Below are 12,678 nucleotides of genomic sequence, written 5' to 3'. Positions count from 1 at the left end.
TTTCGGGTCGGCATCCGAAACCGACCCGAAGGAGAAGGCCCGATGTTCGACGTGATCGTGGTGGGCGCCCGGTGCGCGGGCGCGTCGTTGGCGATGCTTCTGGCACGCGGCGGGCACCGCGTCGCGGTCCTCGATCGAGCGTCGTTTCCCAGCGACACCATGTCCACCCACTTCCTGTGGCAACGCGGCGCGTCCCGACTGCGGGAGTGGGGGTTGCTCGACCGGTTGCACGCCCGCGGCTGCGCACCGATCGAGCAGATCACCTTCGACGTCGGCCCGGTCCAGATGTCGGGTATCGGGCCAGCCGTCGAAGGCCAGACCGCCGTGTACTGCCCGCGGCGAACCGTTCTCGACACGGTGCTGGTCGAGGCGGCCGTCGAGGCGGGCGCCGAACTGATCGACGGCGTCGTCGTCGACGACGTGGTGTGGACGGATGGTCGGGCATCGGGCGTGCGCGGCCGTCGCCGGGGTGGCGGCGGCTCGGTGTCGTTGCGGGCACCGCTGGTCGTCGGGGCGGACGGCCTGCACTCGAGGGTCGCACGGCGGGTCGCTGCTCGGGTCTACCACCACCATCCGCCGCTGACGTGCGTGTACTACTCCTATTGGAGTGGCCTCGGCGATCTGCGGGCGTCGTTCCACGCCCGCACCGGCCAGCTGATTCTGGTCTGGCCCACCAACGACGGACTCACCTGCATCTACGTCGGTTGGCCCCGCCGGGAATTTGCGCGCGTCCGCACCGACCTCGACCGCAGCTTTCACACCGCCCTCGATCTGGTGCCAGGACTGCGTGACGCGGTCGCCTCCGGCCATCGCGAACACCGTTTCGTCGGCACCGCCGACCTACCTAACCAGTACCGAACATCGGCCGGACCGGGCTGGGCGCTGCTCGGCGATGCCGGCCACCACAAGGACCCGTCCACCGGGATGGGGATCGCCGATGCGTTCCTGAGCGCCGAGCTGCTCGCGGAGGCCATCGACAGCGCGCGCGCCGGCCGTCGCGTCGACGACGCACTCGGCGACTACCAACGTCAGCGTGACCAGTTCACCGCCAACGGCTTCGAACTAGCGCTCAGCACGGCTCGCCTCGCCCCGCTCTCGAAGGGGCTCACGGCGTTCTACAGAGCGGCCGTGTCCCGACCGGAGGTAGTCGAGCGGATCTTCGGTGTCCTCGGCGGGTCGGTGCCCATCCGAGAGGTCTACTCTGCGCCGCGCATCGCGTCGGTACTCGCCCACGCTCACGCGTAGACGCCACGCCCACTTCTTTCTCGCGTCGTCGACGGCCCGCCGCGCCGGAGAAGGTGGCGACACAGAAAGCGCCGCACACGCAAGCCCCCGAGGTCGATGCCCGCGGGACCACCTTGGACAGGGCGAACCTGCCCGGGTCCGTCCGGATAACGGTGTAACTGGTTGATTTGCAGCTACTTTCGTCCGGGCAGACGCCCGCCGACGGTGATCTCGAACGCAGTCGGTGCCGCCCTTCCCACGGTGGGACCAGCGTGGTGGGCGGTGTGAGATCGGTAGCAACGGTCATTTCCTGGCAGAAGGTGATCAACGCCTGATTCGGGCGTGGCAACACGTTTTCGCCGCCCGATCCCGACGATGAGCATGTCGTTGCGGCCGCCGTGGTCGGCGGGGCCGAGGTGATGGTCACAGTGAATCGGAAAGACTTTCCTTGAGACCGGGTTCCGGGTCACATCCAGGTGATCTCGCCGGCGGAGTTCGCAGCCGACACGGTGTCGGTGTCCCCGGTAGCGGCGGCGCGCGCGGTGGCGATCTCGCGACCCGCCTGGCGCGGCCACCGATGACCGTGGACGAGGTTCTCGATCAGTTGGTGACCCGGTACGGCATGGACGATGCCGTTGCACTGCTGCGTATCGAGAGTGATCGCGTGCGCGCCCTAAATATCGGGCGGTGTACGCCGATGCGCAATGGGACCTGTTGGCCCCCGGATCTGAAGGAGTCTGATCGGCTTCAGGCTGTGGTGCTTTCCGGTTCGCACTCCACCGGCGGCGTTCTAACGAAGGGGACGCCAACGCCCACGTCACGGGTTGAATCGTGGCGCCAGCGTGCCGCGGCTGGACATGCCTCACCGGACAGCACCGTGCCAAATAGCGCGGCAAAACGTGCCAGATAGCGCCGGGAGTCACAGGACCTGCTGTCAAACAGGACCAACCGGTCTTGACCTTTCGCCGATCAGCAGCGGACGATTGAGGTTCCCAGATGTCCACCCATCTACCCGCCGGAATCCGCGGCCGCACCGCACTGCGTCCGCAAGACCGCAGCTTCACGACGGCCGGCGTGGACGTCGGTTGAAGAGTCGATTCGAAAGGCAACCTCACATGGGCAGCACGGACCTCATCACCTACTTGAACTACATGTCTACCTGGGAGAGCGAATCAGAGGAAAACATCGACGGCATTATTTCTGAGCAGGCTCTCTTTGTAAATCTGGGAGAATTCGATTCAGACACGGCGGTCAACGCCGAATTCACGACGCTGTACGACTTGTCGTGCGAGGTGCGTGACCTGACCGTTGCGAAGGACGCTACCCAGATTGCCGCCGACGGAGCCGCGGTAGCTGCGATCTGGTCTTTCGGTCTTGGGATGGCAGCGTTCGCCGCTCTCGAAGCTGCCGAGATCATTCAGCAGAAAGTTATTTCATCGAAGTCCACCGACCTCAACAATAAGCTGACATCGGCCGACGCTGACATCGCCGCTCAAATCAAAAACTCGCAGGTGAGTGATTACGTCGCTAAATACAAGCAAAACAACAATCTGATTGCGAGCAAGGCTCCGGCGGGCCTCGACACGCGAACATGTCGCGGCCTTCTACTGCAATTCCTAGCGGAGGTGCAGAAAAAAACGACGTTGACTGTTGGAACTTTCAAGCAGTACGCCGAGTCCGCGCGGCGTCTATACAACAGCGACGAGATCAACGCGGTCTACGATGCTTTGGATACGCTGAATCTCAGTCAAAAGACTGATGCCGACGTCAAGAAATTCATGGACTTTCTGGCGGGTTGGAATTTCCCCGGTGAGACCGAGATATCCATGGTCCAAAATGCGTGCATCGCGATTATGTCTTATAAATTGAAAATTGCGAACGACACCATTAAGGCACAAGCAGAAGCTGCCGGCCTTCCCGTGGAGGAGGTAGACGCCACTGCTTTTGGCGCGATGGATGCTGTCGGCAAGTTCATCGCGGTTGTCGCAGTCGTCATGTCGGTAGCGGACGTTGTGTTTGAAATCCTGGACATTGAGAACGTGGTCACACAGTGCGACAAGATGTGCGATCAACTGAACGGGCCCATTAAGCAAAGCTACCTCGACTATTTTAACGGAATAAAAACGTCAGCGCGTGCATACAAGGCGGCAATCCAGCCCGACTCTGGCAATAGTGCCGGACGCGACATCCAGCAGATGCAGAGTCAAATACAGCAGTGGGGCTCGATCACCCAATTCGGGATCCAGATCTCAGAGATCACGGGTACGGCAGATAATCCCGATCAGAAAAGCGGAACAGCAACCAAGACGGACCACGGGTTCTCGGGCTACAATGGGAGCTGGGAAATCGGGAACTGGGGAGACACGCTCAGATTCACCAACTAGTGGTGGTGGTCGGCGTTAGTTCGTCGGGGGTTCAGGTCCACGCGGTGGGGTCGGTGAGATAGAGGCCGCACGCGGTGTTCAGGGCGTCCTCGGCGGTGTGCGCGACCGCCACGGCCGCCGAGCCGACCGTTTTCCCGGAAGAGTCAGGCTGAGTGCGACTTCAGGCGCAACAGTTGGGGTCGAGGACGAAACACAACGCCGACAGCGCGTCCCGGCGGGCACGGTGATAGACACTCATCCCACGCCGCTCGGACTCGATCAGGCCGGCAGTCCGCAGCTGCCCGAGATGGTGGCTGACCGTGGACTCGGTCAAGGCGATCGCGGTCGCGAGATCGCCGGTGGTTCGCTCACCGGCCGCCGCGGTGAGCAGCAGTGACATCAGTTTCACTCGTGCCGGGTCGGCGATCGCCTTGAGCCGCAATGCCACTTCCAGTGCTGACGCGTCGTCGATCGGGCCCGCGGCGACCGGCGGGCAGCACACCGGTGCGGACATGTCGACCAGGGGCAGGGACTTGGGCATACCTGATTCTCACCACAATCTTGACTTAAGTCAAAAAGGTGGGATCCTGAAGGTATCGACTACTTCGATATATGTCGCATAGGTGGAGGTGGCGTCATGTCCCGTATTCAGCTCGCCCTCAACGTCGATGACCTCGACACGGCGGTCACGTTCTATACCAAGTTGTTCGGTGCCGCACCGGCGAAGTGTAAGCCCGGCTACGCGAACTTCGCGATCGCCGAGCCGCCGCTGAAGCTGGTGCTGATCGAGAACCCCGGCCGCGGCGGCAGCCTCAATCACCTCGGTGTCGAGGTCGAGTCCAGTGCGATGGTGCACGAGGAGATCGCGCGCCTTGCCGGGGCGGGGTTGTTCACCGAGGAGCAGATCGGCACCACGTGTTGCTTCGCCACCCAGGACAAGGTGTGGGTGAGCGGCCCGGCCGGTGAGCGGTGGGAGGTCTACACCGTGCTCGCCGATGCCGACACGTTCGGCACTGGCCCGGACCTGCTCGCCGCCGATCCCGCCGGTGGGTGCTCGTGTGAGAGCGGCGATGCCGCCGGCGCGGTCGGTGAGGAGGAGCCCGCCACAACGGGCCTGCCGCTGACCTGATCAGCACCTCCGGTGGGCTGCCGACCGCCGGAACACCCCCGGCGGCACCTCGTGTCGAGCAGGTCGATGTGACCTCGAGTTCACGCCACGTTCAGATAGACAGGTTTCTATATAGGGACGTGAGGGCAGGCGCAAAGAGGCGCCGAAGCCCGGGAACGTGTACTCATCAGGAGGCACCACAGTGACCATCCGCCAACTCGACCGTGTGCACGTGGCAGTAGTGGTGGCCGTGGCCGCCGGCGTAACCCTGACCGGATGCGGCAGCAACGACAACAACGGCGCCGCCACCGTCTCCGGACCGGTGGTGATCGACGGCTCGAGCACCGTCGAACCGCTGTCCACGGCGGCGGCAGGGTTGTTCATGGCCGAGCACCCCGACACCAATGTCACCGTCGGAACCTCCGGCACCGGCGGCGGCTTCGCGAAGTTCTGTGCGGGCGAGACCGACATCTCCGACGCGTCGCGGCCGATCGAGGGCGACGAGATCGCCGCGTGCGAGGCGAAGGGGATCGCGTTCAGTCAGCTCACCGTCGCCAACGACGCGCTCAGCGTGGTCGTCAACCCCGACAACGACTGGGCCGACTGTTTGACGGTGGCGCAACTGAACAGGATCTGGGCACCGGGATCGACGGTCACCCACTGGAATCAGGTGGATCCGTCGTTCCCGAACGAGCCCCTGTCGCTGTTCGGGGCCGGCACGGCCTCGGGCACCTTCGACTACTTCACCCAGGCCGTCAACGGGCAGGAAGGGGCAAGCCGCACCGACTACGCCGCGACCGAGGACGACAACGTCACCGTGGCGGGAGTGGCCGGAGCCAAGGGCGCGCTCGGCTACTTCGGCTACTCCTATGTCGAGGCCAATCCCGACAAGGTCAGGGCGGTGAAGATCGACGGCGGCGGTGGGTGCGTTGCACCGTCGGCCGAGAGCGCCCGGGACGGCCGCTACACACCACTGACCCGGGAGCTGTTCATCTACGTCTCCGACGTCGCCCTCACCAAGCCCCAGGTCGTGTCCTTCGCCGACTTCTACCTGCGCTCCAACACGAAGATCGTCGAGAAGGCGGGCTTCATTCCGCTCACCGACGATCAGCTCAAGACCGCGTTGACCGAGCTCGACGAGCTGAACCAGAAGGTCACCAACTGACCTGTGCCCGTTCGATGCCCAGCGGCCGCGCGGGCCGGGCCTACCCGGATCCGGGGAGATCCCGGCGGGGGTCCGGGTCGCCCGGATCAGCCGGGCCCGCGGGCTGCCGGGCGGGCCGGTCGCCGTGCGGGACGACGGCATTGTCGGCGGTGGCCGTGGCATCCGGGTAGAGCACCACCACCAGGGCCAGCCCGATCAGGCCGCCGACACATTGCGCGGCCACGAACAACGGCGCGGACGACGGCGCGATGCCGGCGAAGGTGTCGGAGAAGATCCGGCCGATGGTCACCGCCGGATTGGCGAACGAGGTGGAGCTGGTGAACCAGTACGCGGCCCCGATGTAGGCGCCGACCGCGGGAGCGGACAGCGCGGCCCGGCCGGTCCGTGCGAGAGCGAAGATCAGCAGGATCAGCCCCGCGGTGGCGACGACCTCGCCCACCACGTGCCCGGTCGTGATCCGCTCCTTGCTGGAGAGCTGGAAGGCGGACAGGTCGAACATCACGTTCGCCAGCACCGCCCCGGTGATGCCGCCGGCGATCTGCACGAGCGCATAGGCGCCGACCGCGGATCCGGTCATGCCGGTGCGGCGGCGGCGGCCGAGCAGCCAATCCGCGGCCGAGACCACCGGATTGAAGTGGGCACCGGAGATCGGCCCGAGCATCACGATCAGCACGGCGAGACCGAACACCGTCGCCATCGAGTTCTCCAGCAGCTGCAGCCCGGTATCGGTGGGGGAGAGTTGCTGGGCGGCGACCCCGGACCCGACGACCACCGTCACCAGCAGGGCGGTGCCGAGGAATTCGGCGAGCAGTCGGCGCACCAACGGCGGCAATGCCGGCATTGCCGGCGGTGGGCGGGTCACGGCGCGCCCGTGCTCACTCCGGCATCGGCGAGGACACCGGTCACCGTATCGGTTCCGAGTGCCGCCGACAGAGTGTGCACGGCAGCGGGAATCACCCGGTAGTACACCCAGGTCCCACGGCGCTCACTGTCGAGCAAACCGGCCTCGCGCAGCACCTTGAGATGGTGGGAGATGGTGGGCTGGGTGAGGTCGAAGGTGCTGGAGATGTCGCACACACACGCCTCACCGCCGGCGTGGTTGGCGACGATGCTCAGGATCCGCAGCCGGACCGGATCGCCGAGGGCCCGGAACATCCGGGCCAACTCCGCCGCCGGGGCCGCCTGCAGCGGCTCGCCGACCAGCAGCGAGGTGCACGCGGGTTCCCCGTGCTCGGGACCGGTGTGTGTCGACACCCCTCAACATTGGCGGGTATCTATTCACCCTGGCAAGTGAAGGTTCGATGAACGCCGCCCCTGCCGGGGGTCAGTGCGCGGCGGCGGTCTCACTGGCGGTCAACGTGGTCAGCGCCGCCAGCCCGACGGGTTCGGCCGCCAGCATCGGCACGATCGCCACCCGGGAATGTGCGGCGGTGACGGCGTCGATCTCTGCGAGCTCGACCGCGGCCCGCTGCCGTAGCAGGTCGGACGTCGGTGCCGCGGCGGCGAGGGAGTTGTTGACCACCCACCCCCACGGGGTGATCCCGGCGCGCTGCAGATCGGCCTGCAAGCCCTCGGCCTCGAGCCGCGGTGTGGTTTCGGCGAGCGTGACCAGCAGAACCTTCGTCTCCTCCGGGTTCTGCAACCGCATCAACGGGGTGGTGAAATTGCTGTTGTCACCCATCTGGCGGGCGATTTCCCGGTGATAGGAGCCGGTGGCGTCGAGCAGCAGCAGGGTGTGCCCGGTGGGGGCGGTGTCGACGACGACGAACTTCCGCCGTGATTCGTGGATGACCCGGGAGAAGGCCTGGAAGACGGCGACTTCCTCGGTGCACGGGGAGGTCAGGTCCTCGGCGAGGGTGGCCCGGCCCTGCTCGTCGAGTGCCGCGCCCTTGGTGGCGAGGACCCGGTCCCGGTACTGCGCCGTGGCGACGGCGGGGTCGATCCGCGAGACCTGCAGGCCGTCGAGGTTGCCGTCGAGGGTGTCGGTGAGATGGGCGGCCGGGTCGGTGGTGGTCAGGTGCACCTGGTGGCCGCGCCGGGCGAGGGCGACGGCGATCGCGGCGGCGAGGGTGGTCTTGCCGACGCCGCCCTTGCCCATGCACATGATCAGCCCGTGATCGGTGTCGGCGAGTTCGTCGACCAGTGCGGACAACGGCGCCTCCGGCACCTCGGCCACCGGTGCGATGACGTGCGCGGCACCGGTGTCGGCGGATGTGAAGAGGCTGTCAAGGGCGTCGATGCCGACCATGTTGGTGGCCTTGAGCTCGACCTGATCGAGTGGGAGACCGGCCAGCTCCGCGGGCAACTCTGCGAGGGCGGCTTGTTCGCGGTCGTGGATCGCGGTGGCCAGTTCGTCCCCGGCCTCGGGAGCGGGAAGGACACCGTTGATCACGACGTGCTGGTGGCTCAGGCCGATGTCGGCGAGTTCGCTGTGTGTGCGGGCGATCTCGGCGAGCGGGGCCCGCTGCGCCCGGGTCACCAGCACCAGGCGGGTGCGCTGCGGATCGGCGAGGGCGGCGACCGCCTCGGCGTAGATGGTGCGTTGCTTCTCGAGCCCCGACAGCGGGCCCAGGCAGGAGGCGTCGCCCTTGCCGGCGCCCAGGAAGTCGGTCCACGACCCGGGCAGCTGCAGCAGCCGGATGGTGTGCCCGGTCGGGGCGGTGTCGAAGAGCACGTGGTCGAACCCGGTGACGGTGTCGTGGTCGGTGAGCAGGGCGGTGAACTCGTTGAACGAGGCGATCTCGGTGGTGCACGACCCGGACAGCTGCTCGGTGATCGGCGCCAGTTCCTTCTCCGGTAACAGCCCCCGCACCGGTCCGACGATCCGTTCCCGGTACGCCTCGGCGGCCTGCTCGGGGTCGATCTCGAGCGCCGAGAGTCCGGGCACGGTGCGCACGTCGGTGATGGTGTTGCCGATGGTGATCCCGAAGACCTGCCCGACATTCGAGGCCGGGTCGGTGCTCACCAGCAGCACCCTGCGGCCGGCGCGGGCCAGGTGGATCGCGGCGGCGCAGGCGATCGAGGTCTTCCCGACCCCGCCCTTACCGGTGAAGAACAGGAAACGGGGCGGGGTATCGAGAAACTTCATTGCGGGCAAGCCTTTCAGCAGCAGCTGGTGCCGTTGTCGTCGGTCGGGGCGCAGCAGGATCCGGCGTCGGTGGTGTCGGTCAGCCCGAGCATCTGGATCCCGGCCGGGGCTGCCGGGGCGACGGTGATGATGCCGGCCCACTTGGCGAGCTGGCTGCGGTCGGGGTAGCGGCCGGTCTTCGCGGTCACCCCATCCACCAGCACCAGCGGCAGGCCCTCGGATCCGGAGACCTGCAGGAACGCCTTCACGGGTTCGCGCTCGGCGAACGCGAGCGGCTCGCTGGCCAGGTTGAACCGGGCAATGTCCCCGCCCTTGGAGCGGACCCAGTCCATGTCGGCGGAGAAGGTGACCAGCCCCTGGTCGACGTCGTCACCGCAGACGCCGGTGTTGCAGCACAGGGCGGGTTCGAAAATTTCAATAGTGGGCATGAGTGGTGAACTCCTCAGACTGGTCAGGATTCGGTGGTGGTCAGTTGGGCAGCGAGCTGGGTTACGCGGTCGGCGATGTCGTCGCGGACCAGGCGCATCCGCTCGATCCCGTCGATGCCGCGCTCGGACGGCTCATCGGTGTCCCAGTTCTCGAACCGGGTGCCGTCCACCGGGTCGACGTGCGCCTCGCGGCCGAGGGTGACCACCACATCGACATCCCGGACCAGTTGCGGGTCGATCAGCGTCGGGGTCTGTCCGGTGATGTCCACCCCGACCTCCAGCAGCGATTCGGCCGAGAGGGCGTTCACGGCGGCACCGGGTTTCGTTCCCGCCGAATACACCTGCACCGCATCCCCGGCGGCGCGGCGCATCAGCCCGGCGGCCATCTGGGACTTGCCGCCGTTCTTCACACACACGAACAACACCGACGGTGTGCTCATCACGCGCCTCCCGCCGCGGTGTCGACGGGGTGTCCGGCCGCCGCAATGGTGTTGGCGGTGATGTCGCCGCGCTCGGCGAGCCAGCGTTCGGCATCCATCGCGGCGGAACATCCGGTGCCGGCGGCGGTGATCGCCTGCTGGTAGGTGTGATCGACCAGGTCACCGGCGGCGAAGACGCCGTCCACCGACGTGGCCGTCGACGGGTTCTCGACGAGCACGTAGCCGGCGTCGTCGAGGTCCACCTGACCGGTGACGAGTTCGCTGCGCGGGTCGTGACCGATGGCGACGAACATGCCGGTGACGTCCAGCGTGGACGTCTCCCCGGTGACGATGTCGCGGATCACGAGCCCGGTGACGCTCCTCTCGCCGAGGACCTCGACGGGCGCCGCGTTGGTCACGAACCGGATCTTCGCGTTCGCCTTGGCGCGTTCGAGCATGATGCGCGACGCCCGGAACTCCTCACGCCGGTGCACCACGGTGACCGTGTTCGCGAAGCGGGTGAGGAAGGTGGCCTCCTCCATCGCGGAGTCGCCGCCGCCGACCACGACGATGTCCTGATCCTTGAAGAAGAATCCGTCGCAGGTGGCGCAGGCGCTGACGCCGCGACCGAGCAGGCGCTCCTCGCCCGGAATCCCCAGGTAGCGGGCGGCGGCGCCCATCGCGAGGATCACCGCGTGCGCCTGGTAGGTCTGCCCGTTCACGACGACCGTTTTGACCGGGCCGGTGAGGTCGATCGCCTCGACGTCCTCGGTGCGGATGTCGGCGCCGAACCGCTTGGCCTGCTCCCGCATCTCGTCCATCAGCTCGGGGCCCATGATGCCGTCGCGGAAGCCGGGGAAGTTCTCGACCTCGGTGGTGGTCATCAGGGCGCCACCGAACTGGGTGCCCTCGAACAGCAGCGGCTCGAGTTCGGCGCGGGCGGCGTAGACGCCGGCGGTGTATCCGGCGGGTCCGGAGCCGACGATGATCAGGTCACGGACCGTGGTCGGGGAAGTCACGAGGAACAGATCCTTTCTGCCCGGCGGCAGACGTTGTAAGTCAGCTGGTGGCGGGCGCGGTGGTGAGCTCGGCGATCAGGGCCTCGACTTTGGTCTTGATCTCGTCGCGGATCGGGCGCACCGCCTCGACGCCCTGCCCGGCGGGGTCCTCGAGGACCCAGTCCCGGTAGCTCGTGCCGGGGAAGACCGGGCAGGTGTCGCCGCAGCCCATGGTGATCACCACGTCGGAGGCCTGCACCGCATCGACGGTGAGGATCTTCGGGGACTCGGCGGCGATGTCGATGCCCACCTCGGCCATCGCCTCCACCGCGGCCGGGTTCACCTGATCGGCCGGGGCGGTCCCGGCGGAGCGGACCTCGATCCGATCACCGGCGAGGTGGGTGAGGAACCCGGCGGCCATCTGGGAGCGGCCGGCGTTGTGGACGCAGACGAACAACACGCTGGGCGTGGTCATGAGAGCGAACCTTCCGTGGCGGTTGTGTGGAACCGGGGGCGCAGCGCGAGGGAGACGTAGACCAGGCCGACGAGGACGGGGACCTCGATCAGCGGTCCGACGACACCGGCCAACGCTTGGCCGGAGGTGGCGCCGTAGGTGGCGATGGCGACGGCGATGGCGAGTTCAAAGTTGTTGCCGGCGGCGGTGAACGCCAGGGTGGTGGTGCGTTCGTAGCCCAGGCCCATGACGGCGCCGAGGGCGTAGCCGCCGCCCCACATGATCGCGAAGTACGCGAGCAAGGGAATGGCGATCCGGACGACGTCCCAGGGCCGGGAGGTGATCTGGTCGCCTTGGAGTGCGAAGAGGATCACGATGGTGAACAGCAGGCCGTAGAGCGCCCAGGGTCCGATCTTCGGGAGGAAGGTGGTTTCGTACCAGGTGCGGCCCTTGGCCTTTTCCCCGAACCGGCGGGTGAGGTAGCCGGCGAGTAGGGGGATGCCGAGGAAGATGAGCACCGACTTCGCGATCTGCCACGGCGAGGTGTCGATGGTGGTCTGCTCGAGACCGAGCCAGCCGGGCAGTACGGACAGGTAGAACCAGCCGAGGGCGGCGAACATGATCACTTGGAACACCGAGTTGATCGCGACGAGGACGGCGGCGGCTTCGCGGTCGCCGCAGGCGAGGTCGTTCCAGATGATGACCATGGCGATGCAGCGGGCCAGGCCGACGATGATCAGGCCGGTGCGGTATTCGGGCAGGTCCGGCAGCAGCAGCCAGGCGAGGGCGAACATCAGCGCCGGACCGAGGACCCAGTTCAGGAGCAGCGATCCGAGGAGGAGTTTGCGGTCGCCGGTGACGGTGTCGAGTCGGTCGTAGCGGACCTTCGCGAGCACCGGATACATCATGATCAGCAGGCCGAGGGCGATCGGCAGCGAGATGCCGTCGATCTCGACGGCGGACAGGGCGTCGCCGAGGCCGGGGATCATCCGGCCGAGGAGCAGGCCCGCGACCATGGCGACGCCGATCCACACCGGCAGGAACCGGTCGAGGGTGGAGAGTTTGCCGACGACGGCCGGGTGTTCGGTGGTGGATACCTCGCTCACGCGGGCACCTCCGCGGAGGTGCAGGCCTCGGACGGGACGGCCGGCCCGCCCTCGGTGAGCAGTACCGCCGAGAGTTGCTGCAGGGCTGAGGGGATCACCCAGTAGTAGACCCAGGTGCCGCGGCGTTCGCAGTCCAGCAGTCCGGCCTGACGCAGCACCTTCAGGTGGTGGGAGATCGTCGGTTGGGACAGGTCGATCGTTTCGGAGATGTCGCACACGCACGCCTCGCCGCCGGCATGAGAAGCGACGAGGCTGAGCAGGCGCAGGCGGACCGGGTCACCGAGCGCCTTGAACATCCGCGCCAGATCGCCGGCCCAGTCCTCGG

At 66.9% G+C, this 12,678-nt stretch carries 14 protein-coding genes; 4 read left to right on the top strand and 10 right to left on the bottom strand.

From position 1 onward, the window contains the following. Window positions 1-42: 42 nt before the first annotated feature. Window positions 43-1,245 carry an NAD(P)/FAD-dependent oxidoreductase gene (locus tag P3H15_RS46060; protein WP_276143425.1) on the top strand — a complete coding sequence of 401 codons (1,203 nt, stop codon included), beginning with the start codon at window positions 43-45 and terminating at the stop codon, window positions 1,243-1,245. 1,094 nt (window positions 1,246-2,339) lie between these two features. Beyond that, on the top strand, window positions 2,340-3,608 hold the full coding sequence (locus P3H15_RS46055; RefSeq protein WP_276143424.1) for a hypothetical protein: 1,269 nt from the start codon (window positions 2,340-2,342) through the stop codon (window positions 3,606-3,608). Between the two features lie 160 nt (window positions 3,609-3,768). Here P3H15_RS46055 and P3H15_RS46050 read toward each other — a convergent pair whose 3' ends face one another. Then, the gene (locus P3H15_RS46050) at window positions 3,769-4,128 is read right to left on the bottom strand and encodes an Rv2640c family ArsR-like transcriptional regulator (RefSeq protein WP_276143423.1); all 360 of its coding nucleotides are present in this window, start codon (window positions 4,126-4,128) and stop codon (window positions 3,769-3,771) included. A gap of 96 nt (window positions 4,129-4,224) precedes the next feature. Here P3H15_RS46050 and P3H15_RS46045 point away from each other — a divergent pair, with 96 nt between their 5' ends. Both P3H15_RS46045 and P3H15_RS46040 read left to right on the top strand, forming a co-directional pair. After that, a complete protein-coding gene (locus P3H15_RS46045; RefSeq protein WP_276143422.1) occupies window positions 4,225-4,716 on the top strand; it encodes an ArsI/CadI family heavy metal resistance metalloenzyme in 492 nt (163 codons plus the stop codon). Window positions 4,717-4,897: 181 nt separating this feature from the next. Further along, window positions 4,898-5,860: a PstS family phosphate ABC transporter substrate-binding protein gene (locus P3H15_RS46040; RefSeq protein ID WP_276143421.1), complete on the top strand. Its 963-nt coding sequence runs from the start codon at window positions 4,898-4,900 to the stop codon at window positions 5,858-5,860. Between the two features lie 40 nt (window positions 5,861-5,900). On the opposite strand, the gene P3H15_RS46035 is transcribed toward P3H15_RS46040, so the two are convergent. The 9 genes from P3H15_RS46035 to P3H15_RS45995 form a co-directional block, all read right to left on the bottom strand. Continuing rightward, window positions 5,901-6,701: an MIP/aquaporin family protein gene (locus tag P3H15_RS46035; RefSeq protein ID WP_276143443.1), complete on the bottom strand. Its 801-nt coding sequence runs from the start codon at window positions 6,699-6,701 to the stop codon at window positions 5,901-5,903. 17 nt (window positions 6,702-6,718) lie between these two features. Continuing rightward, window positions 6,719-7,066 (bottom strand): helix-turn-helix transcriptional regulator, encoded by a 348-nt coding sequence (locus tag P3H15_RS46030; protein WP_276143442.1) that lies wholly within the window; start codon window positions 7,064-7,066, stop codon window positions 6,719-6,721. A gap of 118 nt (window positions 7,067-7,184) precedes the next feature. Beyond that, the gene (gene arsA / locus P3H15_RS46025) at window positions 7,185-8,948 is read right to left on the bottom strand and encodes an arsenical pump-driving ATPase (RefSeq protein WP_276143420.1); all 1,764 of its coding nucleotides are present in this window, start codon (window positions 8,946-8,948) and stop codon (window positions 7,185-7,187) included. Window positions 8,949-8,962: 14 nt separating this feature from the next. Further along, window positions 8,963-9,376, bottom strand: a complete 414-nt coding sequence (arsD, locus tag P3H15_RS46020) for an arsenite efflux transporter metallochaperone ArsD (protein ID WP_276143419.1) — start codon at window positions 9,374-9,376, stop codon at window positions 8,963-8,965. Between the two features lie 23 nt (window positions 9,377-9,399). After that, window positions 9,400-9,816 carry a low molecular weight phosphatase family protein gene (locus P3H15_RS46015; protein ID WP_276143418.1) on the bottom strand — a complete coding sequence of 139 codons (417 nt, stop codon included), beginning with the start codon at window positions 9,814-9,816 and terminating at the stop codon, window positions 9,400-9,402. Further along, the gene (gene trxB, locus P3H15_RS46010) at window positions 9,816-10,814 is read right to left on the bottom strand and encodes a thioredoxin-disulfide reductase (RefSeq protein ID WP_276143417.1); all 999 of its coding nucleotides are present in this window, start codon (window positions 10,812-10,814) and stop codon (window positions 9,816-9,818) included. Before trxB ends, P3H15_RS46015 begins: the two co-directional genes overlap by 1 nt. Before the next feature lie 40 nt (window positions 10,815-10,854). Next, window positions 10,855-11,268 (bottom strand): arsenate reductase ArsC, encoded by a 414-nt coding sequence (locus P3H15_RS46005; RefSeq protein ID WP_276143416.1) that lies wholly within the window; start codon window positions 11,266-11,268, stop codon window positions 10,855-10,857. Continuing rightward, window positions 11,265-12,353 carry an ACR3 family arsenite efflux transporter gene (arsB, locus tag P3H15_RS46000; RefSeq protein WP_276143415.1) on the bottom strand — a complete coding sequence of 363 codons (1,089 nt, stop codon included), beginning with the start codon at window positions 12,351-12,353 and terminating at the stop codon, window positions 11,265-11,267. The genes P3H15_RS46005 and arsB overlap by 4 nt, the downstream gene beginning before the upstream one ends. Further along, the coding region (locus tag P3H15_RS45995) for a helix-turn-helix transcriptional regulator (RefSeq protein WP_276143414.1) at window positions 12,350-12,678 on the bottom strand (329 nt) is incomplete at its 5' end. The genes arsB and P3H15_RS45995, both read right to left, overlap by 4 nt.

This window comes from Rhodococcus sp. T2V (assembly GCF_029269925.1).
GTDB classification, from domain to species: domain Bacteria; phylum Actinomycetota; class Actinomycetes; order Mycobacteriales; family Mycobacteriaceae; genus Rhodococcus_F; species Rhodococcus_F koreensis.
This window is presented reverse-complemented; position numbering and strand designations above follow the sequence as displayed.

Bases quoted from the DNA above. Each gene is read 5' to 3' on its own strand.
- P3H15_RS46005 (WP_276143416.1), bottom strand. From the start codon at position 11,268: ATGACCACGCCCAGCGTGTTGTTCGTCTGCGTCCACAACGCCGGCCGC.
- P3H15_RS46015 (WP_276143418.1), bottom strand. From the start codon at position 9,816: ATGAGCACACCGTCGGTGTTGTTCGTGTGTGTGAAGAACGGCGGCAAG.
- P3H15_RS46035 (WP_276143443.1), bottom strand. From the start codon at position 6,701: ATGCCGGCATTGCCGCCGTTGGTGCGCCGACTGCTCGCCGAATTCCTC.
- P3H15_RS46045 (WP_276143422.1), top strand. From the start codon at position 4,225: ATGTCCCGTATTCAGCTCGCCCTCAACGTCGATGACCTCGACACGGCG.
- P3H15_RS46060 (WP_276143425.1), top strand. From the start codon at position 43: ATGTTCGACGTGATCGTGGTGGGCGCCCGGTGCGCGGGCGCGTCGTTG.
- arsD (WP_276143419.1), bottom strand. From the start codon at position 9,376: ATGCCCACTATTGAAATTTTCGAACCCGCCCTGTGCTGCAACACCGGC.
- P3H15_RS46050 (WP_276143423.1), bottom strand. From the start codon at position 4,128: ATGCCCAAGTCCCTGCCCCTGGTCGACATGTCCGCACCGGTGTGCTGC.
- arsA (WP_276143420.1), bottom strand. From the start codon at position 8,948: ATGAAGTTTCTCGATACCCCGCCCCGTTTCCTGTTCTTCACCGGTAAG.
- P3H15_RS46055 (WP_276143424.1), top strand. From the start codon at position 2,340: ATGGGCAGCACGGACCTCATCACCTACTTGAACTACATGTCTACCTGG.